Here is a 22,966-nt window from a genome sequence, read left to right as displayed (position 1 = left end):
TTTTGCTTGAATGATTTAGAGCACGAAAATCTGTCAGTCAACGGCGTTTATTCTCACTAACCACGCAGTCGAGTATCGAAGAAGGCTAAGCTGCGCGCCCAAGCGAGTTCGGCGGTGGCTTTATCGTATCGGCCAGTGGAGTCGTTATGGAAACCGTGATTCACATTAGGGTAAAGATAAGCGACATAATCGGCTTTGTTGGCTTTTAGCTGAGTTTCGTACTCGGCCCAAGTGTCGTTTACCCGCTGATCGAGCCCAGCAAATTGTAACATAAGTGGCCCCTTTACTCGGCTACGCAGTTCTGCAGCGGCGGGTGTGCCATAGAAAGGTACACCTGCATTGAGTTCATCGGGAATCGTGGCGGCCAGCATATTGACGATATAGCCACCAAAACAAAAACCCACGGCACCGAGTTTGCCATTGCTTTGGGGGTGGGCTTTTAAAAACTGCGCTGCGGCAATAAAGTCTTGCTCGATTTTGGCTCTGTCTAAACTGCTTTGCATGGCGCGGCCCGCATCATCATTACCCGGATAACCACCGAGGGAATAAAGCGCATCGGGGGCGAAGGCAATATACCCCTGCGCGGCTAATCGGCGAGCCACATCTTCGATATAGGGATTAAGGCCACGGTTCTCGTGCACCACTAATACCACTGCGGCTTTTTTAGTGGGATCTAAGGTTTTCGGCTCACCTGCGGCACTGCCCGCGAGCAATAACTCATCGGGCATGACTAAGTAGCCGCGCCCTTCACCGTAACCATTTGGCGAAGGAAACTTAACATAGCTGGCTTGAATGCTGGGATCGTTAAAGGAGACTTGCTCAGCGAGGGCATAGTTCGGCATGAGTGCGCCCGTGAGCATCGTCATGGTGAAACCTAGCGCCACCAGCCCTGCGAGCCGCCCCATAAACTCACGGCGATCGATAATGCCATGGGCATATTCGTCATACCAGTCAAAGGCTTCCTGCGGTATCGGTTGTACTTTCTGGGCATGTATCTGACTTGTTTCTGCTAAGGCTTGCTTGTCTTGTTGTGTCATCGTTATTCCTCCATTGAACAAGCTAACCACAGGTAACACGTCTTCCCTAGCTTGTGGGTGTTAAGATTTAACTCAAGAGTAAAGTAAGAATCGCACTTAGGGCAACTGACTTTAACGTGTGCCATTTGGTAAGTTTGTTTTGAAATAGCACACGATCGGCACAAACGGCTGTCGGTTAGGGCAAGGCTAGCTTAAAATAGCGATTTAAATTCTAGAGGGCCTAGCGTGATACAACATAGAGCTAGCCAGATGGTGATATTCCACACTCTGGTGACCAGTGGTAGTTTTACCCAAGCGGCGGCCAAGTTAAAAACCTCGACTTCCTATGTCAGCAAGCAGCTTGGCGCACTGGAAGCCGAGCTGAACTTGCTATTAGTCCAGCGGACCACTCGCACCTTAGTGCTAACCGACGCGGGCCAACAGTTTGCCCATTACTGTGAGCAAGTGTTTGAAGCGACGCAAAATGCCGATGCGATTATGCTAGATGCCCGCGATGACATTAGCGGTACGATTCGTCTCGGTTCCTCCCAGTCCTTCGGCACCTTACACATCATCCCCGCACTGGAAGTGTTGCAGCAAAAATACCCCGAATTGCGATTTGAGCTAAGCCTGTTCGACCATAAAGCCGACATGCTAGAAGAAGGCCTGGATCTGTGGATCACTAACCATGAACAGCTGAACGAAGGTTATATCGCCCAGCACCTTGCCGAGACTAACTTTGTGGTGGTCGCCTCTCCCGATTATTTACTCAAGCATGGCGTGCCACACCATCCACAGGCGTTAGCGCAACATAATTGCGTTATCTATCAAAGCAAGAGCCGTAATTATGATCGCTGGAGTTTTGCTAAGGATGACCTAGAACAAACCGTGCATGTGGCGGGGAATTACCGTGTCGATTTAGCCGAAGCCGTGCGCAATGCGGTGATTGCCGGGCGCGGCATAGGCTATGTGGCCACGTATTTACTCAGTGATGAGTTTCAAAGCGGAAAACTGATCCAGCTCTTACCCGATTGGAAACCACTGCAACAGATGCCCGTCTATGTGGTTTACCCGAGGCGGCGCCATTTACCGACTAAGTACAAGGTGATAATCGAGTGTTTAAAGTCCCATATCGGCCACCCGCCCTACTGGGATAAAAAGCTCAAACCTTGGTTAGGTAAGACAGTCACTTAAACTGCAGTCACTTAAGCTACTGTCATTTAAGCAACAGTCACTTAAGCTGCATTTCAAACCAGCACTGACTACTGCACCAGCCTAAAGTCGTCTGTGGCGTGATTTCGATTATTGCCACAGGCACAAATATTATTTCCTCTGGGCAACAGTAGCTAAAATAGCTTTTATTCTCCTGCATAAACAGCAACTTAAACTGTTGCTATTTTCGACTATTTTATCGTAACAGCCCAGTAACGCCCTCGACTTGCCCTTACTGCGACTCGGCCTACAATGCGCGGCTTCTTCCTTAACTCAAAAGAATAACCCCTTATGACCGCGATATTAGGCATGATTAGTATCTTGTTTTTTGCTTGGTTACTGTCAGTGAACCGCAAGAATATTCCCTACCGCACTGTGATTTTAGCCCTAGGCTTACAAATTATATTTGCCCTGTTAGTGCTCTACGTCCCCGCGGGTAAGGCCGTATTGCAATCCGTTACGGCGGGCGTGTCGAGCGTGATAGCCTACGGCAACGAAGGGATTGGCTTTCTGTTTGGCGATCTCGCCACGGGTAAAGTCGGCTTCGTATTTGCAATCAATGTTTTAGGTATCATCATCTTCTTCTCGGCGCTGATTTCAGCCCTGTACCATATTGGTCTAATGCCTAAGGTGATCAACATTATTGGTGGCGGTCTGCAGCGTTTACTGGGCACGGGCCGCGCCGAGTCTTTATCTGCCACGGCGAACATCTTTGTCGGCATGATTGAAGCGCCGCTGGTGATCAAACCTTATTTAAAGCACATGAGCGATTCGCAATTCTTCGCGGTCATGAGCTGTGGTTTAGCCTCAGTCGCGGGCGGCACCTTAGTGGGATATGCCGCTTTAGGTGTCGATCTTAACTATTTGATCGCCGCCGCCTTTATGTCGGCACCTGCGGGTCTGTTGATGGCAAAAATCCTCATGCCGCCTAGCGACAATGACAAAAATAGTGCCGATGAAATCACCTCAGTCGAACTGCCACGCGCCACCAATGTGGTTGAAGCCTTAGCCGATGGCGCTATGTCTGGCATGCGGATTTCTGTCGGGATTGGTGCCACTCTACTGGCCTTTGTCAGTGTTATCGCCCTACTGAATGGCATGTTAGGCGCTGTGGGTGAATGGTTCGGTTACCAGTTAAGCTTCGAATTTTTACTCGGTTATCTGTTCGCCCCTATGGCGTGGCTGCTGGGTATTCCTTGGCATGAGGCCATTACTGCAGGCTCACTCATTGGCCAAAAAATCGTGGTGAATGAATTTGTGGCCTTTATTCAGTTAATGAAAGTCGAAGACCAACTGAGCGCCCATTCTCAGGCCGTTGTGACTTTCGCCCTGTGTGGTTTCGCTAATATTTCCACTATGGCAATTTTGATCGGTGGACTAGGTAGCATGGTGCCAGAGCGCCGCGAATTTATCGCCCGTAATGGTTTTCGCGCCATTGCCGCTGGTGTATTTGCCAACCTCATGAGTGCGGCAATTGCCAGCGTGATCCTCTCGCTGTAATCCATCAGCTTGGGCTTTTTTAGGCACTCATCTCACCATTGAGTTAGCCACTCGCGCGCAGCAAAACCGCGATCAACACAAACCCAAATCAAGCAAGCTTGGTTTGGGTTTTCTTTTATGCCTCAGATATTTTTTGTGTATAATGTCGCCAGAAAAAGATTAATGAGTTTACATTTCAATAACATGCGTAGCCAAAGGAGTACGAATGGCCATAGTGAAATACAAGGCAGTTAACGCCGCAATCGGTATAACAGCACTAGGCATAGCCTTAGTGCTCGCCGCCTGCGATAACTCAACGTCCCCCTCCAATTCAGTTAATACCAACATACCCACAGAGCGTGAATATCAGATTATCTCCACCATAAACCTCAATGATGGCTTTGAAACCCGCAAAGTGCTGCAGGCACGATTACTGCTGGATTACCAAGTACAAGACGCAGAGGGCAAGGCGGCCAACTTAACAACGCCATTAACCCATAACGCCCGTTTTTTTATCCAACCTAATATGCTGCAAATTAGCGATTATGGTATGCCGATTCCGGTGAGTAATATCGACCCTAAAGGTAACTCTAATGAAATCTTTCAGTTGGTTAAAGATGGCTTTAATGTGGAATTTAACAATGGTGAAGTCCGCCAACTGACTCCCATTGCCAAGATGGATCAAAAAGATATCAAGGAATTATTTGACCACTGGGTGAATCTTAATAGCTTGTTTAAACAAGCTCCAACCTTGCCTGTAGCACTTGAGCCTAGGGTCGGTTATAGCATCAGCGCCCCCATGGATGCACGCCTAACTTGGACGGTTGAGCAAGTGACCGAAGATAAGTTATTTGCAGTAGTACAAGGTGAGAAAGACAACTTTAAGGCCTATGGAAAGTTCGAGCTTAACCGCAAAACCGGCTGGTTAGAGAGCATGGCGTTTTTTCAACAGGAAGTGCAGCAAGGCAGTACTCTCACCCGCCGCATCGCCATGGCGCCCAAGGATAGCCCTTATATTATGAGCATGCTTTGGCATGCCGACGCTAACTACGATGCCGAGCGTGATATAGATGATCTGCAAAAAGAGCTGTACTCCATCAGCGATGTTCCTCGGGAATATAAAGCCCATGATAAGGACTTTATAAAATCCTTATTACCTGATCAGCAAGGTATTCTTGATAATATTGGCCCATGGGGCGCTGACACTCCAGAAGTGCTGCAATTGCGCTTTGTGCATAATATAAACCCGCGATATGTGGTTGCTAATGTGCATTATGAAGACTTAGCCGCCTTTGATGCCAGCGGAAATCCGATAGACATTCACTTCTGGCAGCACAGCAGAGGTGTGGCGATGAATTTCAACCGCTCGATTGAGTCTTCGGTAGATCTTATCGCCACAGGCTGGGACAACACCGCCAATAAACTCAAACAGATAGACCATATCACCGCCAAGCTGACCCTTATCCCCGAAAGCAATAAGATAGTCGAAAAATCGTGGGATGAACTGGTCGCCACTCCCTATACCTTTGGCGATGCGAGCCTCACGATTCAGGTGCTCGACGCCGAGGCAAAGCTATTTAAAGTCGTGACAAAGCAGAGTAAGACTAAAAACATTAACCTTCCTTTTCAGCAATTTAAAGGAAAGATGGCCGAAGCCCGTCGCGATGGTGATTATCCCCAATGGTTAACGGTGACGGATAAGGAACTGCTGGGGGAATTAATCGGTGTCGATGATCCTCATCACCTTAGCACCCGCGCCCTGCTACTTAAGCTAGATGAGATCCCTAAAACCGTTGCAATCGTAGAGAACCAGCCACAGCCGGAGTTAAGCCAAACCAAGAACATCCGCTTTATGACCTTTACCAACTACAACCAAAATCTGGCCAATCCCCTAAGCGAGTTTGGCAATTCAAGCCTTGATAGCTTCATCTATCAGGATCTTGAGTCATCAAAAGCTGAAATCAGTGCTATCCAAGAGATAAAACCAGTCACTGATAATGGTCATAATCTGTATATTCCCATGTCAGCCGCCTTGGCGACCGCCTGTAAACCTGAAATAGAGCAAGGTTTTAATGAGGGTAAAAACCCCGTCACTTGGCAGTTTGATCCCAATGCCCCCAACGGTGCCGCCTATATTTTGATAACTCCGGATCACGTGCGGCAGTTCTTCTACGATAAACAGATCAAGGGCAAGATCCGTTGCCAAGGTGATATCCATTGGCAGCCTTTAGAACTGCCCGTGACTGACCGCCCTTGGTTAATCGATTTACAGTCTTGGCTGACGCAAACCGGATATGGCAATGAGCCGAGTAGCGATCTTAAAAATTACTTTAAGGTCGAAGATGCCCAAGGCAATCTGTTAACCATTCGACTCCCCGAAAATACTGAGCTGCGGATTAACGAGGTGCTGATCGATGGTCGCTATTTAAGTGTCGCAGGCCCCGCAGCGAAGATGAGTTATATGACGATCTCTAAAGACCCCGTCGACATCCCCTATGAATTCACCTTTAAACCTTTGCCATAAAAAGGAGCGGTTATGCGTCTATTTACAGTAAAACTGCTCCTTGGAGCACTCGTACTTATCAGCCCCCATGCCAATGCACAAAAAGTGTTACTCGATGCCCATTGGAAGGTTGTCAAAGATGAAAAACAGGCTCAATACTATCTAAAACAATCGACCGAAGTGATCGACGGCAATTATAAGGCTGAGGTTTATTACAAAAACAAAGATATGCTTTTTTGCGCCAGTGCCCTCGCCGATAACAAAATTGGCAAAACCCTCACCAGCGAACAATTCCGCGGTGCTTATCAATGTTACTTTGAGGATGGCAAGCCGTACGAGCAAGGCTTTCGCAATGGGCAAGGCCAACTTCATGGCTTGCTTAAAAAATACATTGCCACCGGCCAATTGTATGTTGAATCACACTATGAAAATGGTGTGAAACAAGGCCTCGAAACAGCTTATTGGAATGGCGGCAATATCCGTTACAAAGTGAACTTTCAAAAAGGCAAAGAAGTCGGCATCAGCGAACATTTTAGTCCTGAGGGCGAAGTCACCGCAAAAATCTGCAATGACCCGACCTGTGTGAGCCAATATTTTAATCTTGGCAAACTCAACCGCGAAACACATCGCGTTGATGGCCTATTGCATGGCACAGAGACAACTTGGGGCCTGAATGGGCAAGTCATATCGACCCAAGAGTACGTTAAAGACAAAAGGCAAGGTGACTATTTTGAATATTTTGACAATGGCAAAGTCGAGCGTCACTACCAATATCAAGCTGATTATCAGGTCGGTGAGCAACTGACTTATTATGAAAATGGTCAGATCAAATTAAAGGAAGTGACTAACGACAAAGGGGATGCCCTCCAATCCATCGAATACGATGAGCAAGGGCAAATAAAAAAAACCACCGACAGCAAATACCAAGGTAATCGCTGGGTTTATCGTAAGCAGCAGCGCTTTAGCAAGGGCCAACTGATTGAGAGCACAGAAAACGACATACTCAAAAACTGGTCACTCAGCGAAGACTACCAGCAAGGCGAGTTAGTGAGTCGTCGCGAGGAACTCGATAAAAAATTGACTGGCTTACATATTAAATCCTTCGACCAAACTGATGTAAACACCGTTTCCCGCGAGTATTTTAACGAGGGCAAGCGTGAAGGCCCCTATGAAATGGTGAAAATCGACCATAAAACCGGTAAGCGTTGGGTGGCCGAGCAAGGTCAATATTCCAATGACAAGCCCTCAGGCAAATGGAAGAAGCAGCAAGAGGATACCAGCCTCACCTTTAGCTATGATGACAAAGGTGAACTCCATGGTGAGTTTCGTAATGAGACAAGTTCAGGGCAACTGCTTGAATTAATAAATTTTAACCATGGCAATCCCGATGGATTAGTGCAACGTTACGCCAACAATGGTCAATTGTATGAAAAAGGCGAGTACCGCAATGGTCAACAGGATGGCGATTGGATATTTACCGATGGTGAGTACGGTTTCCGCCCAATACCCAATCCTGAAAGACGCTATTGGTATGGACGTTTCGACCAAGGCAAACAAGTCGGCCATTGGGAACTGCGCTCATCAGAGGACTATGTGCTCGAAATCGCGAATTATGATGAGCAGGGCAGGCTTCATGGTAAGCAATACGAGTTTGAGGAGCATGGCTGGATTGAAGTGATTAATAGCTACAATCATGGGCAGTTTTTAAATCAGGAAACACCGCCGCCTGTGGTCACAAGTGACCCTGGTTTCCCGATGTTTTAGCCTAAGCATATTCGCTTAATCGATTAACTTAACCCTTGGCGCTGTGCACTGTATATAAGTGCACAGCCCGATAAATAAACTCAACAGCAAAAAATTAGGATTCTTGTATAGGCTGCAAACCGCGCGGCCTTAAGACCCAGAACAGAGCAAGGAATCAGCATGTTCAATACGCCATTTAGCTTTATCAGCCTCGCGATTGCGGGAGCCAGCTTAACCAGTGTCCATGTACAAGCAGCGCAAAATCTCTCCTCCATGATGGTCGAAATCCGCCAACAGGACGGAATTCCCAGCTATTACAATCTCGCCACTGGAATGCCCTTAAATGGCGATATCGCAATAGTGCGCGATAACCAAGGCTATACCTTAGGGCAGTTTTCCGAGGGGATCCCTAATGGTAAATGGCAAGTATTTCATACCAATAACAGCAAGCTAGTCGAAGGAAACTATCAGCAGGGTTATCAAGATGGCACTTGGCATATGTTCGATTTGAGCGGCGCAGTTACTGAGGAACAGCAATTTGCCAAAGGCGTGCCCACGGGCGAATGGAAGGAATACAACAGCAGCGGCCATCTCAGCCAAACGACGCGCTATCAAGACGGTAAAAAGGAGCAAGTAAAACGTTTCTATAACAGTGGCAAACTGCAAGCCCAAGAAAGCTACCTCGATAACCTGCGCCACGGGAAATGGGAAAGTTTCTATGAAAACGGCACCTTGTCCCAAAGCCAGAGCTATGCGAACAACCAACTCTCAGGTTCTTATTTAGAACAAAATCCCAATGGACAAGCCACAGTGACGGGCCGCTTCGATGCCGAAGGCCGTCGCCAAGGAGCATGGGAAACCTTTTTCGATGACGGGACTAAATCGAGCAGCAGCCAGTTTAATCTCAATCTGCTCGAGGGTGAAGAACGGACATTTTACCCCAATGGTGAACTCGCCAGCCGCTGCCAATATAGCGCTGGGCAACGCCAAGGGAAATGCCAGCAATTTAATGATGCAGGTAAATTACAAGTTGAAGAACAGTATGTTAATGGTGCATTAGACGGGCCACAGCAATATTTTAATGCCGAGGGCATTCTCACTAGTGCTCTCAACTATAAACAGGATCAACTCGCCGGTACGCAAAAATATTTCCACAACAACGGCCAACTTAAAGAATTACGTAACTACCAAGACTCAAAGCAGGCTGACAATGGCCAATACCCGCTTCATGGACCATCGGAGCGTTATGATGCCGAAGGTCATCTGCTCGAAAAAAGCCACTACGACATGGGAATTAAGGATGGCCAATTTGAGCGCTATCACGCTGGCAAGCTGCAATCCTCCGAGCAATGGCGACAAGGGCAGCGTCACGGTGAATCACGCCGTTACCACAACAATGGCAAGCTGCGGACGCTAGATCAATACGTTGAAGGTAAACCAACAGGGAAATCAGAAACCTATTTTGACGACGGCACAGTGAGTGAGCGCGGCGAACGTATCGATGGCCAATGGGTCGGAAAATATGAGTCATTTTACGATAACGGTAAACCTCGGGAAGTATCTCACTACGCACGGGATAAAAAAGACAATGCCAGTCGTTACCCTCTTGATGGCCATTTCGCCCGCTGGTATGCCAATGGTGATCCCAATGAAGAAGGCACATATCAAAACGGCAATAAAGAAGGCCTATGGATACAGTACAGCGAAGGCCTGAAACAACGGGAGCAAACCTTCGCCAATGGCAAACTTAATGGTAACTATACAGAGTATTACCACGGACGCCGCCGTGTGACAGGGGAGTATCTGGACGACCAAAAAACCGGTCTATGGACAGATTATCGCTACGAAGAAAAAGACCCTACCTATGGCACAATCCCCGAGGGGAATATCCAGCAAAAAAGCCATTGGCAGGAAAACAAGCGCCATGGAATTCGAGAGTTTTACAGCTTTAAGCAAGTGGTTTACCGCTCAGAAACCTATGATAAAAATGACAAAACAGGCCCGTATGCCGAGTACTATCCCAACAATGGCCAACTAAAACTTAGCGGTGCTATGGATAAAGGTAATCAAACTGGATTGTGGGAAAGCTGGTTTGAGGATGGGATGCAAGCTGCTAGCACTGAGTTTTTAGACGGTCAAAGCCATGGCCAAACGAAAGAATATTACAGTAACGGCCAACTCAAATTAGAGGCAATTTATGCTAAGGGGTCGCTTGATGGTCAAGTTAAGCAATATCACCAGAACGGTAAGCCAGAACTCGTTGAAACTTGGGTGAAAGGCCAAAAAGAAGGCGATGCCAGCTATTACCACAACAATGGCAAGTTAGCCGAACAAGGCACTTATCTTAGGGATCGCAAGGAAGGTCTATGGCAAAGTTTTTGGCCTAATGGTGAAAAACGCACTGAAGGCAGTTATCTCAGCGATCGAGAATCAGGGGATTGGAATCATTATGATCAACTCGGCAAGCTGATTAAAACAGAACACCATGGCTAGCTTAAAAATGGGGTTTTAGATTAAAAAGCGATCTAGTTCAAACATTTATCCTTAACTCCAAATCTAAAGGAAGTTTCATGCAAAGTGTGCCATAACCAGTGTCTATACTAACGGCCTTTTTTTCGTTTAGGACAAATTGCCTATGAAGACATTTATGAAAGACGAGTTAGCCCTGCTACTGGGAATACTGACCTTAGTATTCTTTAAAACCGGTGGCGATAGCTTACTCGCCGATGGCACCACCCTCTCGACCTATATTCCCGTTTCACTCGCCCTATTGGGTGTAGTGACTTGGGCTATTTTCTCTGTGGTACGCCACTCAGATGCACTAGCGATTAAGCTTGGCGATCCCTATGGCACCTTAATCTTAACTTTATCGGTCATTTCACTCGAAGTGGTGATGATCTCCTCCGTGATGCTGACCGGAGAACCCAACCCTGTCATGGCGCGCGACACTATGTTCGCCGTAGTCATGTTGATCATCAATGGCTTAGTGGGCTTTACATTATTACTTGGCGGCTGGCGTTACCATACCCAGCATTTCAATTTAGATGGCGTAAAATCCTATCTCGTGGCGATTATTCCCCTCGCCCTACTCTGTTTAGTACTGCCCAATTTTACCGAAGGTGGCACTATTGGCGGCATGTCTAAAGCCATGTCTTGGATGCTGATCATTATTTCGATTCTGCTCTATGGCGTCTTTTTAGTGGTACAGACGAAGAGCCACAGCCATTTCTTTGTCGATGCCGATCATGAAGACCATGAGGAACACCACGGCATACTACGCAGTAATGCTTACCATACAATTCTATTAATTGGCTACTTACTCGTGGTCATTTTGTTGGCAAAAACCTTAGCTATGCCCATCAATTACAGCGTAGCAACCCTAGGCGCTCCACAGGCATTAGGGGGCTTTATTGTGGCCTGCTTGATTTTATCTCCCGAAGCTGTGGGTGGCTTTAAGGCCGCGTTAAACAATCAATTACAGCGGGCGATGAATCTGTATTTTGGCTCAGTGCTCGCGACGATTGCACTCACAGTCCCCGCGGTATTAATTATTGGCAGCGTGATAGATCAAGAAGTCCATTTAGGCCTGTCACCCGCCGACATGGTGCTGTTAATCACCAGTTTAATGGTCTGTAAGGTAAGCTTTAGCAGCGGTCGCACCAATGCATTGCACGGCGCGACTCATATAGTCTTGTTTATCGTTTACTTGTTCTTAATGTTTGAACATGCCTAAACTTTATTAAATCCAAGGCCGAGCGTGATTTATTTGCGTCTCGGCTTTACGCTTTTCTCATCCAGATTGACCCGCAGTAAGAGTACAAACCAAACTAAAGCGCCAACAACAAACCAGATAAAAATCCACACTAACTTATGGCCATTACGAGCCTCAAATGGTTCAAATTTGGGCATAAAAATCGTTTGATGTTCAGCTTGATAAAGCGGACTTTTTTGTGCGGCGCTGAGCAACTCTGAACGAAGAGAGGATGGGGCTAATAGTTCAAGGTAAACAAAACTCTGGGGGTCCAACTCATTGAACTCATTTAGGGATTTAGCCAAAAACGCTTTGAATTGCGCTTCTTTCTCATTGGGTTCAAGTCGATTACTGATCTCCTGCTGATAAACTTTACCATACCAAGCGAGGGCATTAGCATGCCAACTGTCTGCACGCTCTGCAAAAATCGGCATAGCGATATACAGCGCCATATTTAAGTGACTACTATGTTTACCTGTAACCTCTAGGCTTCGCTGCAAACCAATTTGCGTCTTATCAATATAAGATTGTTGTAACTGATAATACTGAGTATTTTCATGGAGATATAATTCTTGTATCGATGCTAATTGCGTTAACTTCCCCGTGGTAGTCTTGAGATATTCCTGCGCAACGATGCAAGGAACAGCCATTAATTGCACCGCGATCAATAAATAGAAAAAGCGCGAATTATCTTTAACAAACTTGAGTCGTTTTAGCCTAGGTCGGATATAAATGATCGACAATACCCAAGACAGTATCTGCGGCAGCCACAAATTAACGATATCTTCATCTAGGCTAAAAAACTCAAGGTTAACCAACAACAGCCAATGGACAAAACTGTAACCAGAAACAAATAACAGGCTGAGAAATAAGAAGGGAAAATAGATAAGTTGAATTTTTTTTAAAAATACATCCACACGAATGTCATCCTTGAGAACATAAAATAACGACTATGGTACGCTCAAATCCATCATAAATTTACCAAAATTGAGTAGAAACTCAAAGCGTTAAAACATAAAGGCCAGATTGATTGCTCATCTGGCCTTTATGTTTGTACTTTTATAAAGCTGCAACCGAGAAACTAGGTCTCACTCAACTTAGCTAATTGCTGCTGGCTACGTTGTTTCTTGTATTGCTTAGCTTCAGCAGGAATAGGAGTGACTTTGCCAGTCTCTAACCAGTTACGTAAACGGTTAGCATCCGCAATATGAGTATATTTGCCGTAAGCATCGAGCACGACAAATGCCACTTGGCGTTTTGCCATTTCAGTACGCATCACAAGGCAGTGCCCTGCTGCATTCGTAAAGCCTGTTTTGGTTAGATGAATATCCCAGTTATCTTTATAAACCAAACGATTGGTATTACGAAAATCTAAACTGTATCTTGGGTTGGCAAAGGTAACCGTCTTCTTCTCGGTCGAGCTCAGCTGGCCTAGCATAGGATACTTTTCACTGGCCTTGAGTAATACAATCAGATCACTGGCACTCGAAACGTTTTTATAGGATAAACCTGTAGGTTCAACATAGCGGGTATTTTTCATTCCCAGCGCTTTTGCTTTGGCATTCATCGCCTTAATAAAAGCTTTATGGCCACCGGGATAATGATGTGCAAGACTTGCAGCGGCACGGTTTTCTGATGACATTAAGGTCAGTAATAACATTTCTTTACGGCTGATTTCACTGCCGATACGAACTCGAGAATAAACACCTTTCATTTCTTTGGTATCACGGATGTTTACCGCAAGCTTTTGCTCCATAGGTAACTTTGCATCCAGCACCACCATAGCTGTCATCAACTTAGTGACAGATGCAATTGACATTACTGCATTAGGATTATTGGAATAAAGCACTTCATTGGTTTTTAAGTCCACGACTATCGCACTACGTCCTGCAATTTCTTGCTTTAATGGTGCTTGCTTCGTTTTTGCTGTCGATTGAGTTTTGGTGCTTTTATATGCGACAGAGGCCGAATCGGCTGAATGCGCTGTCGTGGCAACGGTGAGACTGCTGCACGCAAGAATAAAACTACTGAGCAGAAAACGGATCTTCATATAGATTTCACTGAATAGATAAGGGATCGATTGTGCTATGGCACAGGTTTTGGCTAAGTATAGGAGTTCTACAGTGAAAGAAATAGAATGCAATTAGACTTTTATCAGTAAGATCAGCACTTTCTTCTCAATTTTTTTATGTAAAACCAGCTTAACCTGTCACCAATCCAGAGCAATGAAGCATCTAGCTCTAGACCTTTCAATTGCAGTAGAGACAAAATCTTAGAAAGAGATTTTTTTCAGTAGAATAATTTGAAATGAAAATAATGGGCGACTTTTTGCACTTTTAACAAAAGTCCCTGTACAACAGTGATTTCAAGCATCTAAATACGTCATTTTAGGCGAATGAAAGCGTTAACATACGCCATAAAATGTCGCGTTATAGCATCTTATCCGCTAGCGTAAGACAAATTCGAGTAAGGCTTCAGTATCTTCGCTCTCTTGTATCAGTTGGTCTGTCAGCACAAAACCGTGTCTGAGCAGCACTCGCTGTGAAGCTAAATTATGTTTAGCCACATGGGCAAAAAGGGGTCTTAAACTGACTAAAGGCAAAAATTGCGCTAAGGTCTGTGTCGCGATACCTTTGCCCCAATATTCACGGTCAATCCAATACCCTATCAGCGCTTGTCCATCACTTTGCCAATGCCCAATATTGCCCACAAACTTGCCATCAACCACTATCGCCCTTGGTAATACATTCACTTGTCCCAGAATATTTTGATGCCAATGTTTAAAAAACGCTTCTCGATCCCGAGGAGGAAATTGAGCAAGCTGGTTAGCAATGGGATCGCTTTGATGCACAAAAATAGCTTCAAGATCACTTTCAATAATCGGGCGTAAACTCACGCTGTATTGTGTGTTTGGTTGTTTGTCTGACTTACTAGACATAGGTATCACCATTAATACTATGTATTTCAACTTGGTACAGCATGCCACATTTTATGAAGGTAAGCTCAAAAAAAAAGCGCATAACCGAGAAGGAGTTAGCGCTCGAAGAGGCAAATTTGCCGAAATTGAGGTGTGTAAATTCAAGCCATAAAACTCACACGATAGCATTCAAAGCCTAGATAAAAATCAATGCAAAAACGGGTGCGCCTAACACCATAGCGATACCAATAAAAATCATAGTCAAACTGGCGATAACGCCCTCTTGCTTGCCGATTTCATTGGCTTTTGCGGCGCCCGCACCATGGGCAGATGCCCCTAGAGCAACACCTTTACCTAACGAAGTACGAATACGCATAAATTTAAATAAGGGATCGCACACCAAGATGCCAATGACGCCTGTGATTAACACCATCATGGCCGTCAACTCAGGCACGCCGCCAAAGGCACTAGTCGCCTCCATCGCAAAGGGCGTCGACACCGAACGTACCAGCAAACTCTTAGACAATTCCACCGGCAAGGGCACAAACTTTACCAACAGCCAAGAAGACATCATCCCCAAAAACAATCCCGCCGTTACACCTAACCCTATCGTCAGCGGATACTGACGGATCAAGTTACGCTCACGATAAATCGGCAAAGCAAAGGCGATAGTCGCGGGCGCTAACATGGCCATTAACCAATGGGTGTATTCAAAATAGGTTGGCAGCGGGATCTTAAGATTAAACACCAATAAGGTAATCACTATTGGCGCTAACACTATGGGCGCTAACCACCAGACTCTATGGTACTTATAGAGACGCTTGGCACCGAAGTAACAAAATACCGTCAGCAATAAGCTGAATAAGGCTAATCCCGTCTGCGACAACACAAAATCCATCACTTTTGAGTCAGTCATCATTAAGCCGCCTTAGCGTGGCGACGGGCCTGCTTTTTGATGTTCAGTTGGCGCTCAAAACGAAACACTCTATCGACCACAAAGCCAGTACCAAACATCACACACACACTGCCCATCACTAAAGTGAACAATATATTGGTGCCGTATTGCTCAAACAAACCTTCGTACTTAATAACGGATATCACTGGCGGGATGAAAAACAGCAATAACTCACCAATCAACCAAGCGGCACCCAGTTGTACTGCATTTTCAGGAATGAGTTTAAAACCTAATAAAAATAAGAGTATGCCTAAGCCAATCACACTCCCTGGAATAGGAGAATGTGCCCAAGTGGCGAACCAGTGACATGCGAAGGACAGTAAACAGAAGAGGCCGATTTGGCTTAATAACAAAGCCCAATGTCGACACTGACGTATTGCGGCTTGTGGGAATGACATGATTTTCTCGGTTAGAACAAAGTTTTCTATAGGGCTATTCTAGGCTTGCCTATTTGATAAAAAAAATGAATATTAAGAATGTAATGCATGAATTTTAAGAATACATTTAAAGGTGAACCTTAATGGACCTCAAAGTTATCCGCTATTTTATCGAAATCGTCGATGCTGGAGGCTTCGGTAAAGCCAGCGAAAAAGTCCATCTCACCCAACCTGCACTATCAAAAGCCGTACGCCAATTGGAAGAGGAGCTCGACCTCATCTTACTCGAACGCGGTAAACGCGGCACCCAAGTCAAACTCACGCCCGCGGGCGAAGTTGTTTATCGACATGGCAAAGAGTTACTCGCTGGCCGACAACGCATGCTCGCTGAACTCACAGCCCAACGCAGTTTAACCGCGGGCGAACTCAATCTCGGATTGGCTCCTCTAGGGAGTGCCGAAATTTTTGCCCCGATTATTGCCAAATATCGCCAGCAATATCCGCAGATAGAGATGCACTTACTCGTCCGTGGCGGTGTAGAGCAAACCGCGGCAATCCAAAAGGGCGAAATTGAACTAGCCACTGGGATTATTGATTTTGATGAGGGCTATGACGGCATACGCGTGTTTAACGATCCTATGGTAGTGGTACTGCCTAAGGAAAATCCGTTATCCACCCGACAGATATTATCGTTTAGCGATCTTAGTGCCGACCCTCAGGTGATGTTCGAAACCGAATACACTCTCTATCAATTAGTGCTCAATGCCTGCCGACACGCCGGATTTGTCCCTAAAAACATCACCCGCGTTAGCCAAGCCGATTTCGGGATTGCCTTAGTCGCCGCGGGCACAGGGGTTATGGTATTGCCGCGCTCCATCGCGCGGCGCTACAGCGTGCCCGGCGTCGTAAATATCCCGCTGGCGAGTGACGAGCTGCGCTGGGAGCTATCGCTCTTTTGGCGCAAAGACCAAGTTTTATCCTTCGCGGCTCAAGCCATGATCGCCTTAGTCGAGAAGCACTTAACCCATAAATAACCCTATTCTTACCAAGGAACCACTAAGCTTAAACGCACTAGCGTATCGCTATCCCATGGCAGAATAGGCAAATACTCAGCCGAGTTAACATCGACTTTGGCATAGTGGTCTAAATTGTATTGCGTGTGTTCGGCGCTCAGCACGAGCAGGCTGTCAGGCCGCCAAAAATCGGTTTGGTAACTCAGCTCAAAGCGATATTGATTCTCTAACCATTGGTCTTCGTCTTGCCAGGTTTGTGCGGCCACTTGCATATGTAGCTTAGGCGTCACATTAGCCCCTACACTTCCCATAAAGGTATAAGCAAACGTACCATTCCCAAAATCGCCACGATCGTAACCTCGAGTTCTAGGCACATCATCATCGATTTCGAGATAGTAATAACCCGCACCCGCCTTGAACTGGGCCTGTAATGCTTGCCCATCAAAGTTAGCTGTCAGCCCAGGAAATACCTTAGCTTGTTTCTCAACCGAGCTAACGGTATTACGCTTTCCCTGTAAATCGAACTGCCAACCGAATGAAAACGCGGGATTAACACGATAAAGTTCACCGCTCGCGGCATAGGCAGACTTAAACCACACAGGGATGTGGTCAGGGTCGAGTTTATCGACATCTACGTCTATATAGGCATCCAGCGCCGCCGTCAGCAAAATATCGTTTTGGGTTTTATGTTCTAACAATAGACTCGCATTCACCCCTAAGGTGTGAGAATCCTCGACCACAAAATCATGGCTGCCTAAGCTGTAATGCCACTGAGTTTGCTCTTCGGCCTGCAGTGCACCCGATAAGCACAGGGCTAAACACACTAATGCTGAGTTGAGATAGTTCACTTTTAACTCCTGAAACATCGTTTCTAGCTTGATAATCAAATCAGCCAGAGGATTAAACTGCATAAAATAGGAATAACACCAACTAAGGTTGCCGTTAAAGAGCGGCTAAACTAGCCAATTTAATCAAAGAATAATAGCCGATAGTTCAAATTATGACACTCTCATTGAGAAGCCGCTAATAAACACCACAGAAGTATAGATAGCCAAAAACCTAACAGTAACAATAGTTATAGACCAAAGCACAATAATTCAACCCAGAAAAAACAACTTACACACAAATTTGTACAGGAAAGCAGCGCCCCTCAATCTTGCGACTGAAAACCGCAAAACAGAAATGAATTTTTAATCAAATTAACAGCATAATTATTGACACTTAATGCTCATCTGCCTATAGTCGCCACACTGATAGTGAAATCGAACAAGAGAGTCTTAAATGAAAAAGTCCATGTTATTAGGCGGCCTGACCTTAACTGCCACCTTGTTGTTAGCTGGATGCGGAAAAAGCGATGACGTGTTAGTCGTTGGCACCAATGCCGCCTTCCCTCCTTTTGAATATGTTGGCGGCCAAAGTGGCGATGAAATCAAAGGCTTTGATATCGATCTGGCCAAGCAAATCGCTAAAGATGCGGGCAAGACGCTGAAAGTCGAAAACATGAAGTTCGATTCACTGATCGTCGCACTCAACTCAGGCAAGATTGATTTTATCGCCTCAGGCATGACGATAACCGCTGAACGTCAGGCCAACGTAAACTTCTCTGAGCCTTACTACGAAGCGACTCAAGTCGTACTAGTCAACAAAGATAACGATAGCATTCATACGCTTGAAGATATTAAAGGCAAACACTTTGCGGTGCAGTTAGGCACAACCGCTGACATCATGTCGAAGAAATACACCCAAAATATCACCGCCTTTAATACGGGTTTCGAAGCCATTATGGAGCTTAAAAATTCAAAGGTAGATTTAGTGTTATTCGACAGCGAACCTGCCGCTAACTATCTGGCTAAAAATCCTGAATTAAAGATGATTAAACTGGATTTTCCTGCTGAGTTTTATGGTTTCGCCGTGTCGAAAGAGCAGCCTGAACTGCTGGCGAGCATCAATAAAACACTGGCTAACATGAAAGCTGACGGCCAATATCAGACGCTCGTTTCTGCCCATATAAAGTGATATCAGCATGATAGACGCAATTAATACCTCGCTGTTTAGCCCGATTGGCGAAGATGGCATGATAGGCATACTGCTGATATTAAATGGTTTGAAAGTGACATTAATCGTCACTTTCTTCGCCATGTTATTAGGCGCAGTGTTAGGCATTGGCACCACCTTTATGAAGATGTCGTCTAAGTGGTATATCCGCTTCCCCGCCAATCTTTATGTCGGCGTGATCCGTGGCACCCCAGTAGTTGTGCAATTAGTGATCCTTTACTTCATCGTGCTTTCTGCCTTAGATGTCGATAAGATCACTGCCGCCATTATCGCTTTTGGTCTCAATAGCGGCGCGTATATTTCTGAAATAATCCGCGCAGGGATTCAAGCCGTTGATAAAGGTCAAACCGAAGCGGCCCGTTCACTTGGCTTGTCCCAAGCAATGACCATGAAGTCGATTATTCTGCCCCAAGCGATTAAGAATATTCTGCCCGCACTTGGTAATGAATTTATCGTGCTCCTCAAGGAAACCGCCGTCATTGGCTTTATCGGTGGTGTTGACCTTATGCGCGCCGGTGAAATCATCCGTAGCCGTACCTTCGAGGACAGTGTGCCCTTATTTACCTGCGCCCTTATTTACCTATTCCTGACCTACAGCTTCACGTTTGTGCTGTCGAAATTTGAAAAGAGGTTGAAACAAAGTGATTAAAATAACCAACCTGCATAAAAACTTCGGCGATAACCAAGTGCTCAAGGGTATTAGCGAGCATATTCATCAGGGCGAAGTGGTGAGCGTGATCGGTCCAAGCGGCAGTGGCAAGAGTACCTTTTTGCGCTGTATCAATCTGTTAGAGCAGCCAAGCCAAGGCGATATCGAGATTGAAGGTCAATTGATCACGGCGCCAAACGCCTGCGTAGATAAACTGCGGCAAAAAGTGGGCATGGTGTTTCAAAACTTTAACCTGTTCCCCCATAAAACCGTCATCCAAAACATCACCTTAGCGCCCATTAGTCTAAAACTAATGACGCCAGATCAAGCCGAGACCAAAGCCCTCGACCTACTGGCACAGGTTGGTTTAAGTGACAAAGCCAATGCCTACCCCGCCAGTTTATCAGGCGGCCAAAAACAAAGGGTCGCCATTGCCCGCGCATTGGCCATGGAACCAGACTTGATGCTGTTCGATGAGCCAACATCGGCACTCGATCCCGAAATGGTCGGTGATGTATTAGACGTGATGAAAGACTTAGCGCTAAAGGGCATGACCATGGTCATTGTCACCCACGAAATGGGCTTTGCGCGAGATGTATCCGATCGGGTGATCTTTATGGACGGCGGTTATGTAGTCGAATCTAGTCCACCCGATGAACTATTTAGCCACCCGAAAGAAGTCCGTACCCAAGCGTTTTTAAGCAAAGTATTGCGCTAGCTTAAGCGGCTTAAGTCCTGTCACTCACGCTCACTGTCGTGACCTTTATAAGTACGTGCAGTGAGTGAAGGATTCAAATTAGGATCCCAACATTCAACGTTTATGACAAAGACTAAATTAGACAAATCAGGATACAATCATCTTTCACAACACCATAAAAATTATGCCTTTGAATTAATAGGTATTGAACAAAAGCTAAATAGCCGTTTATCTGTTCAGGGAGTTTATTGTCATTGTGTCTCCAGCGACACGCCGTGAATATGTCCTTATAGGCTCGACGGCGACATCCATGTCGCCAACGGTCACTGGTGCCCCAATACCAATTTTAACTACCAGTTTTGCTATATATACGTAAAAAGCTAGTAGACATAAATGGGTTAGAATTCTTGCTCTAATCTATGATTTTCGGATTAAATTTTCTATGGATTAACGCCGCGCTCTAGAACAAACCGAAGCACAGCGCAGATTTGTCCCTAGCAGCGCCTTGTTATGCGCTTGCCGCTTCACTTAAATCAATCTCCATTGGAATCTGATATGAATTTGTGTAAAGGCTAGCTTTAAATGATGCCCTCGGCTTGATCAGGACTTTTCCATCTTTCACTGAAATTGTACCGACCAGAGGAAATATATCCGATGGTCCCTTAAGATCAACAAACCTTTTAGTGAAAGTAGCACCTGTTTTGTGGTTAATGTATTTTACAAGCCCATGAGATGCTTCGCCATTTGGGCGCAATTTATATGAAACCAAAACCGAATATGACTTAGTATGTTTTGCCTTAACCGGAAGCTCGACCGCAGAACCAAATCTTTCCACCTCGTTTGAAGCAAGCTTGATTTTTTCGGTTTTTTCTATGCTCAACTTACAAAGGTGCTCAAGACACTCAAAGGTACTGCGAATTACAAATTGTTCAAGTTCGGACTCATTTAATGATTTTAATTTCTCAAAATTTACACCACAGTCTATATACCTAAGCCACTTTTCTGGTGTTCTATCGGAAAAAACCATCGTGCCTTCTGGAATAGCATTTGTGTAGTTTACATATAGGTGATCGAATTCTCCGAGGGATAATCCATTTTCACCAAGTATTGTGGCTATACGAGCACCCCAGTAATGAAGCAGCTTAGGAAATTTGAAAAATCTAGAACAACTCGAAGGTAGACTCTTACCTGTCTCATATAGGGAGTCGCTAGCGTAATACCTAATATCTATTAATGCTTTTTCCATTTATATATCCGATCTATCTTAACGCATAAGCTGCAAACAGCTGCTTTGTAGTGGATTGTTTTGCGGTAGCGTAGTAAAACAAGGAACGAAAAAGCCATCAGGCTGGTTTGTATTGTTATGTGTTACTCACAGAATGGACAAAATAAGTTGTTCATGAAGTCTAGTGGATCAATATTGGAGCTAGGTAGTAGAACCGTAACTCTACCGTGCTTTTGACATTCTATTTCTTGGAAGCCACCTTCTGCTTTTAAAGTACTTATTTCCAGATCGCTCCAGCCGCACCAGGGGCAACATTTTATCTCAGCTTCAGTGATAGCAGCTATTTCCTGCTCCCAGTTACACTCTCCGCAATGGACTTTGCGAATCGTTCTGGCTTCTGTGAGGTTTATTACTTTGGGTCTTTCGATCATTAAGATTCCCTTACACATAACGTTGGGTATAAGCGGATCCGCGTTAGCGAATAATAAATCAAGCCATCCATTTAAACCAACAACATAATGCACTTTTGGTTTGCCTTCAACCACGATGGTAATAAGGTGTGTCTTCAAGACTTATCAGAGTTCTACGAGGACGTGGCATACAAACCTCCTTGTTTAATGCTTAACCTAAGCTATAGACGGAGGTTAACTACGCACCATTAAAGCTAGGTATCTATTTCCCTTTAAAGCTGGGCAGCTATTTTTTCGCTAAAAAATAGCCACTTGAAGATATAAACAACTCCCACAAACCTATTGTTAGAATAGTTAACTATCTAACAATAAAAATAACTCAACCATATTCATCAACCTCAATAAATCATGTAAACGGTAACTAACAACCCCCAATAAAAAAAGAACCTCAATCAAAAATATGAAAAAATCCAAAAAAACCCAACACACAGAACATAAAACCTAATAATTAAATGGCTAATAAATTAAAAAAGAATAACCAATAGTTAATATACAGACCACACAATACCACCAAAAAAAATTAAGACACAAATTATATACAACCCCAAAATTTATATATTTAAATTACAAAAATAAATTATTATATAGTTAAAAACAATAAAGAAAAAGGCATAAGTCGAAAACGATATGATAACAGATCAGGCCCTACACTTACGCCCATGCAAACAATTTAAACCCAAAAAAACAACAACTTAAAAAAATCACTGTCAGAAAAAGTAAAAATAAAAGTCATTTATTATTATTTATTATTATTTATTACTAACTAACACGAGGCGGGACAACATAAAATGGCAGTCATAAAAAAGATTAACCATTAGACTTTCTTAGTTAATTCTTAGACTTCCTTAGATTACCATTGATAATATTGATAATTTACCATTGAAATTATTATATTAGTCTAAGA

At 44.9% G+C, this 22,966-nt stretch carries 18 protein-coding genes; 10 read left to right on the top strand and 8 right to left on the bottom strand.

What is annotated here, in order from left to right; all coding sequences use genetic code 11:
* Positions 1-56 precede the first annotated feature (56 nt).
* Entirely contained in the window at positions 57-1,037 is a 981-nt protein-coding gene (locus HGO26_RS00685) for a dienelactone hydrolase family protein (protein WP_168822646.1), read from the bottom strand.
* A 225-nt stretch (positions 1,038-1,262) separates the two neighbouring features.
* Here HGO26_RS00685 and HGO26_RS00680 point away from each other — a divergent pair, with 225 nt between their 5' ends.
* The 6 genes from HGO26_RS00680 (at position 1,263) to HGO26_RS00655 (ending at position 11,686) form a co-directional block, all read left to right on the top strand.
* Complete coding sequence (locus HGO26_RS00680; RefSeq protein ID WP_028761657.1) at positions 1,263-2,210, top strand: LysR family transcriptional regulator; 948 nt, start codon at positions 1,263-1,265, stop codon at positions 2,208-2,210.
* A gap of 309 nt (positions 2,211-2,519) precedes the next feature.
* Complete coding sequence (locus tag HGO26_RS00675) at positions 2,520-3,728, top strand: NupC/NupG family nucleoside CNT transporter (RefSeq protein ID WP_105251603.1); 1,209 nt, start codon at positions 2,520-2,522, stop codon at positions 3,726-3,728.
* 205 nt (positions 3,729-3,933) lie between these two features.
* On the top strand, positions 3,934-6,231 hold the full coding sequence (locus HGO26_RS00670) for a hypothetical protein (RefSeq protein ID WP_168822644.1): 2,298 nt from the start codon (positions 3,934-3,936) through the stop codon (positions 6,229-6,231).
* Between the two features lie 12 nt (positions 6,232-6,243).
* Positions 6,244-7,974, top strand: a complete 1,731-nt coding sequence (locus HGO26_RS00665; RefSeq protein WP_168822642.1) for a toxin-antitoxin system YwqK family antitoxin — start codon at positions 6,244-6,246, stop codon at positions 7,972-7,974.
* Positions 7,975-8,133: 159 nt separating this feature from the next.
* Positions 8,134-10,446, top strand: a complete 2,313-nt coding sequence (locus tag HGO26_RS00660; RefSeq protein WP_168822640.1) for a toxin-antitoxin system YwqK family antitoxin — start codon at positions 8,134-8,136, stop codon at positions 10,444-10,446.
* Between the two features lie 142 nt (positions 10,447-10,588).
* Positions 10,589-11,686, top strand: a complete 1,098-nt coding sequence (locus HGO26_RS00655) for a calcium:cation antiporter (RefSeq protein ID WP_168822638.1) — start codon at positions 10,589-10,591, stop codon at positions 11,684-11,686.
* Between the two features lie 29 nt (positions 11,687-11,715).
* On the opposite strand, the gene HGO26_RS00650 is transcribed toward HGO26_RS00655, so the two are convergent.
* The 5 genes from HGO26_RS00650 to HGO26_RS00630 all read right to left on the bottom strand — a co-directional run bounded on the left by HGO26_RS00650 (position 11,716) and on the right by HGO26_RS00630 (position 15,974).
* The gene (locus tag HGO26_RS00650; RefSeq protein WP_247651436.1) at positions 11,716-12,621 is read right to left on the bottom strand and encodes a hypothetical protein; all 906 of its coding nucleotides are present in this window, start codon (positions 12,619-12,621) and stop codon (positions 11,716-11,718) included.
* 164 nt (positions 12,622-12,785) lie between these two features.
* Positions 12,786-13,754, bottom strand: a complete 969-nt coding sequence (gene pbpG, locus HGO26_RS00645; protein WP_105251600.1) for a D-alanyl-D-alanine endopeptidase — start codon at positions 13,752-13,754, stop codon at positions 12,786-12,788.
* 396 nt (positions 13,755-14,150) lie between these two features.
* Complete coding sequence (locus HGO26_RS00640) at positions 14,151-14,642, bottom strand: GNAT family N-acetyltransferase (RefSeq protein WP_028761651.1); 492 nt, start codon at positions 14,640-14,642, stop codon at positions 14,151-14,153.
* A 175-nt stretch (positions 14,643-14,817) separates the two neighbouring features.
* Complete coding sequence (locus tag HGO26_RS00635; RefSeq protein WP_168823056.1) at positions 14,818-15,537, bottom strand: LrgB family protein; 720 nt, start codon at positions 15,535-15,537, stop codon at positions 14,818-14,820.
* 2 nt (positions 15,538-15,539) lie between these two features.
* Positions 15,540-15,974 carry a CidA/LrgA family protein gene (locus HGO26_RS00630; RefSeq protein ID WP_028761649.1) on the bottom strand — a complete coding sequence of 145 codons (435 nt, stop codon included), beginning with the start codon at positions 15,972-15,974 and terminating at the stop codon, positions 15,540-15,542.
* A gap of 122 nt (positions 15,975-16,096) precedes the next feature.
* Between HGO26_RS00630 and HGO26_RS00625 the strand changes: the two genes are divergently transcribed.
* Entirely contained in the window at positions 16,097-16,987 is an 891-nt protein-coding gene (locus HGO26_RS00625; RefSeq protein ID WP_028761648.1) for a LysR family transcriptional regulator, read from the top strand.
* 8 nt (positions 16,988-16,995) lie between these two features.
* On the opposite strand, the gene HGO26_RS00620 is transcribed toward HGO26_RS00625, so the two are convergent.
* Positions 16,996-17,814: a hypothetical protein gene (locus HGO26_RS00620; RefSeq protein WP_425596648.1), complete on the bottom strand. Its 819-nt coding sequence runs from the start codon at positions 17,812-17,814 to the stop codon at positions 16,996-16,998.
* 433 nt (positions 17,815-18,247) lie between these two features.
* Here HGO26_RS00620 and HGO26_RS00615 point away from each other — a divergent pair, with 433 nt between their 5' ends.
* Genes HGO26_RS00615 through HGO26_RS00605 form a run of 3 tightly spaced genes read left to right on the top strand, consistent with a single transcriptional unit; the run spans position 18,248 to position 20,388 of the window.
* Positions 18,248-18,982 carry a basic amino acid ABC transporter substrate-binding protein gene (locus HGO26_RS00615; RefSeq protein ID WP_011847627.1) on the top strand — a complete coding sequence of 245 codons (735 nt, stop codon included), beginning with the start codon at positions 18,248-18,250 and terminating at the stop codon, positions 18,980-18,982.
* 7 nt (positions 18,983-18,989) lie between these two features.
* Positions 18,990-19,670: an amino acid ABC transporter permease gene (locus HGO26_RS00610; RefSeq protein WP_006085903.1), complete on the top strand. Its 681-nt coding sequence runs from the start codon at positions 18,990-18,992 to the stop codon at positions 19,668-19,670.
* Entirely contained in the window at positions 19,663-20,388 is a 726-nt protein-coding gene (locus HGO26_RS00605; protein WP_168822634.1) for an ATP-binding cassette domain-containing protein, read from the top strand. Before HGO26_RS00610 ends, HGO26_RS00605 begins: the two co-directional genes overlap by 8 nt.
* Positions 20,389-20,875: 487 nt before the next feature.
* Here HGO26_RS00605 and HGO26_RS00600 read toward each other — a convergent pair whose 3' ends face one another.
* Complete coding sequence (locus HGO26_RS00600) at positions 20,876-21,613, bottom strand: hypothetical protein (RefSeq protein ID WP_168822632.1); 738 nt, start codon at positions 21,611-21,613, stop codon at positions 20,876-20,878.
* Positions 21,614-22,966: the final 1,353 nt, after the last annotated feature.

It is taken from the genome of Shewanella oncorhynchi (assembly GCF_012584455.1).
In the GTDB taxonomy this organism is placed as follows: domain Bacteria; phylum Pseudomonadota; class Gammaproteobacteria; order Enterobacterales; family Shewanellaceae; genus Shewanella; species Shewanella oncorhynchi.
This window is presented reverse-complemented; position numbering and strand designations above follow the sequence as displayed.

What these genes read in the sequence shown, in the direction of transcription:
- HGO26_RS00625 (WP_028761648.1), top strand. Translation starts at nt 16,097, where the DNA reads ATGGACCTCAAAGTTATCCGCTATTTTATCGAAATCGTCGATGCTGGA.
- HGO26_RS00665 (WP_168822642.1), top strand. Translation starts at nt 6,244, where the DNA reads ATGCGTCTATTTACAGTAAAACTGCTCCTTGGAGCACTCGTACTTATC.
- HGO26_RS00615 (WP_011847627.1), top strand. Translation starts at nt 18,248, where the DNA reads ATGAAAAAGTCCATGTTATTAGGCGGCCTGACCTTAACTGCCACCTTG.
- HGO26_RS00685 (WP_168822646.1), bottom strand. Translation starts at nt 1,037, where the DNA reads ATGACACAACAAGACAAGCAAGCCTTAGCAGAAACAAGTCAGATACAT.
- HGO26_RS00655 (WP_168822638.1), top strand. Translation starts at nt 10,589, where the DNA reads ATGAAGACATTTATGAAAGACGAGTTAGCCCTGCTACTGGGAATACTG.
- HGO26_RS00675 (WP_105251603.1), top strand. Translation starts at nt 2,520, where the DNA reads ATGACCGCGATATTAGGCATGATTAGTATCTTGTTTTTTGCTTGGTTA.
- HGO26_RS00635 (WP_168823056.1), bottom strand. Translation starts at nt 15,537, where the DNA reads ATGACTGACTCAAAAGTGATGGATTTTGTGTTGTCGCAGACGGGATTA.
- HGO26_RS00600 (WP_168822632.1), bottom strand. Translation starts at nt 21,613, where the DNA reads ATGGAAAAAGCATTAATAGATATTAGGTATTACGCTAGCGACTCCCTA.
- HGO26_RS00640 (WP_028761651.1), bottom strand. Translation starts at nt 14,642, where the DNA reads ATGTCTAGTAAGTCAGACAAACAACCAAACACACAATACAGCGTGAGT.
- HGO26_RS00670 (WP_168822644.1), top strand. Translation starts at nt 3,934, where the DNA reads ATGGCCATAGTGAAATACAAGGCAGTTAACGCCGCAATCGGTATAACA.
- HGO26_RS00610 (WP_006085903.1), top strand. Translation starts at nt 18,990, where the DNA reads ATGATAGACGCAATTAATACCTCGCTGTTTAGCCCGATTGGCGAAGAT.
- HGO26_RS00660 (WP_168822640.1), top strand. Translation starts at nt 8,134, where the DNA reads ATGTTCAATACGCCATTTAGCTTTATCAGCCTCGCGATTGCGGGAGCC.
- HGO26_RS00630 (WP_028761649.1), bottom strand. Translation starts at nt 15,974, where the DNA reads ATGTCATTCCCACAAGCCGCAATACGTCAGTGTCGACATTGGGCTTTG.
- pbpG (WP_105251600.1), bottom strand. Translation starts at nt 13,754, where the DNA reads ATGAAGATCCGTTTTCTGCTCAGTAGTTTTATTCTTGCGTGCAGCAGT.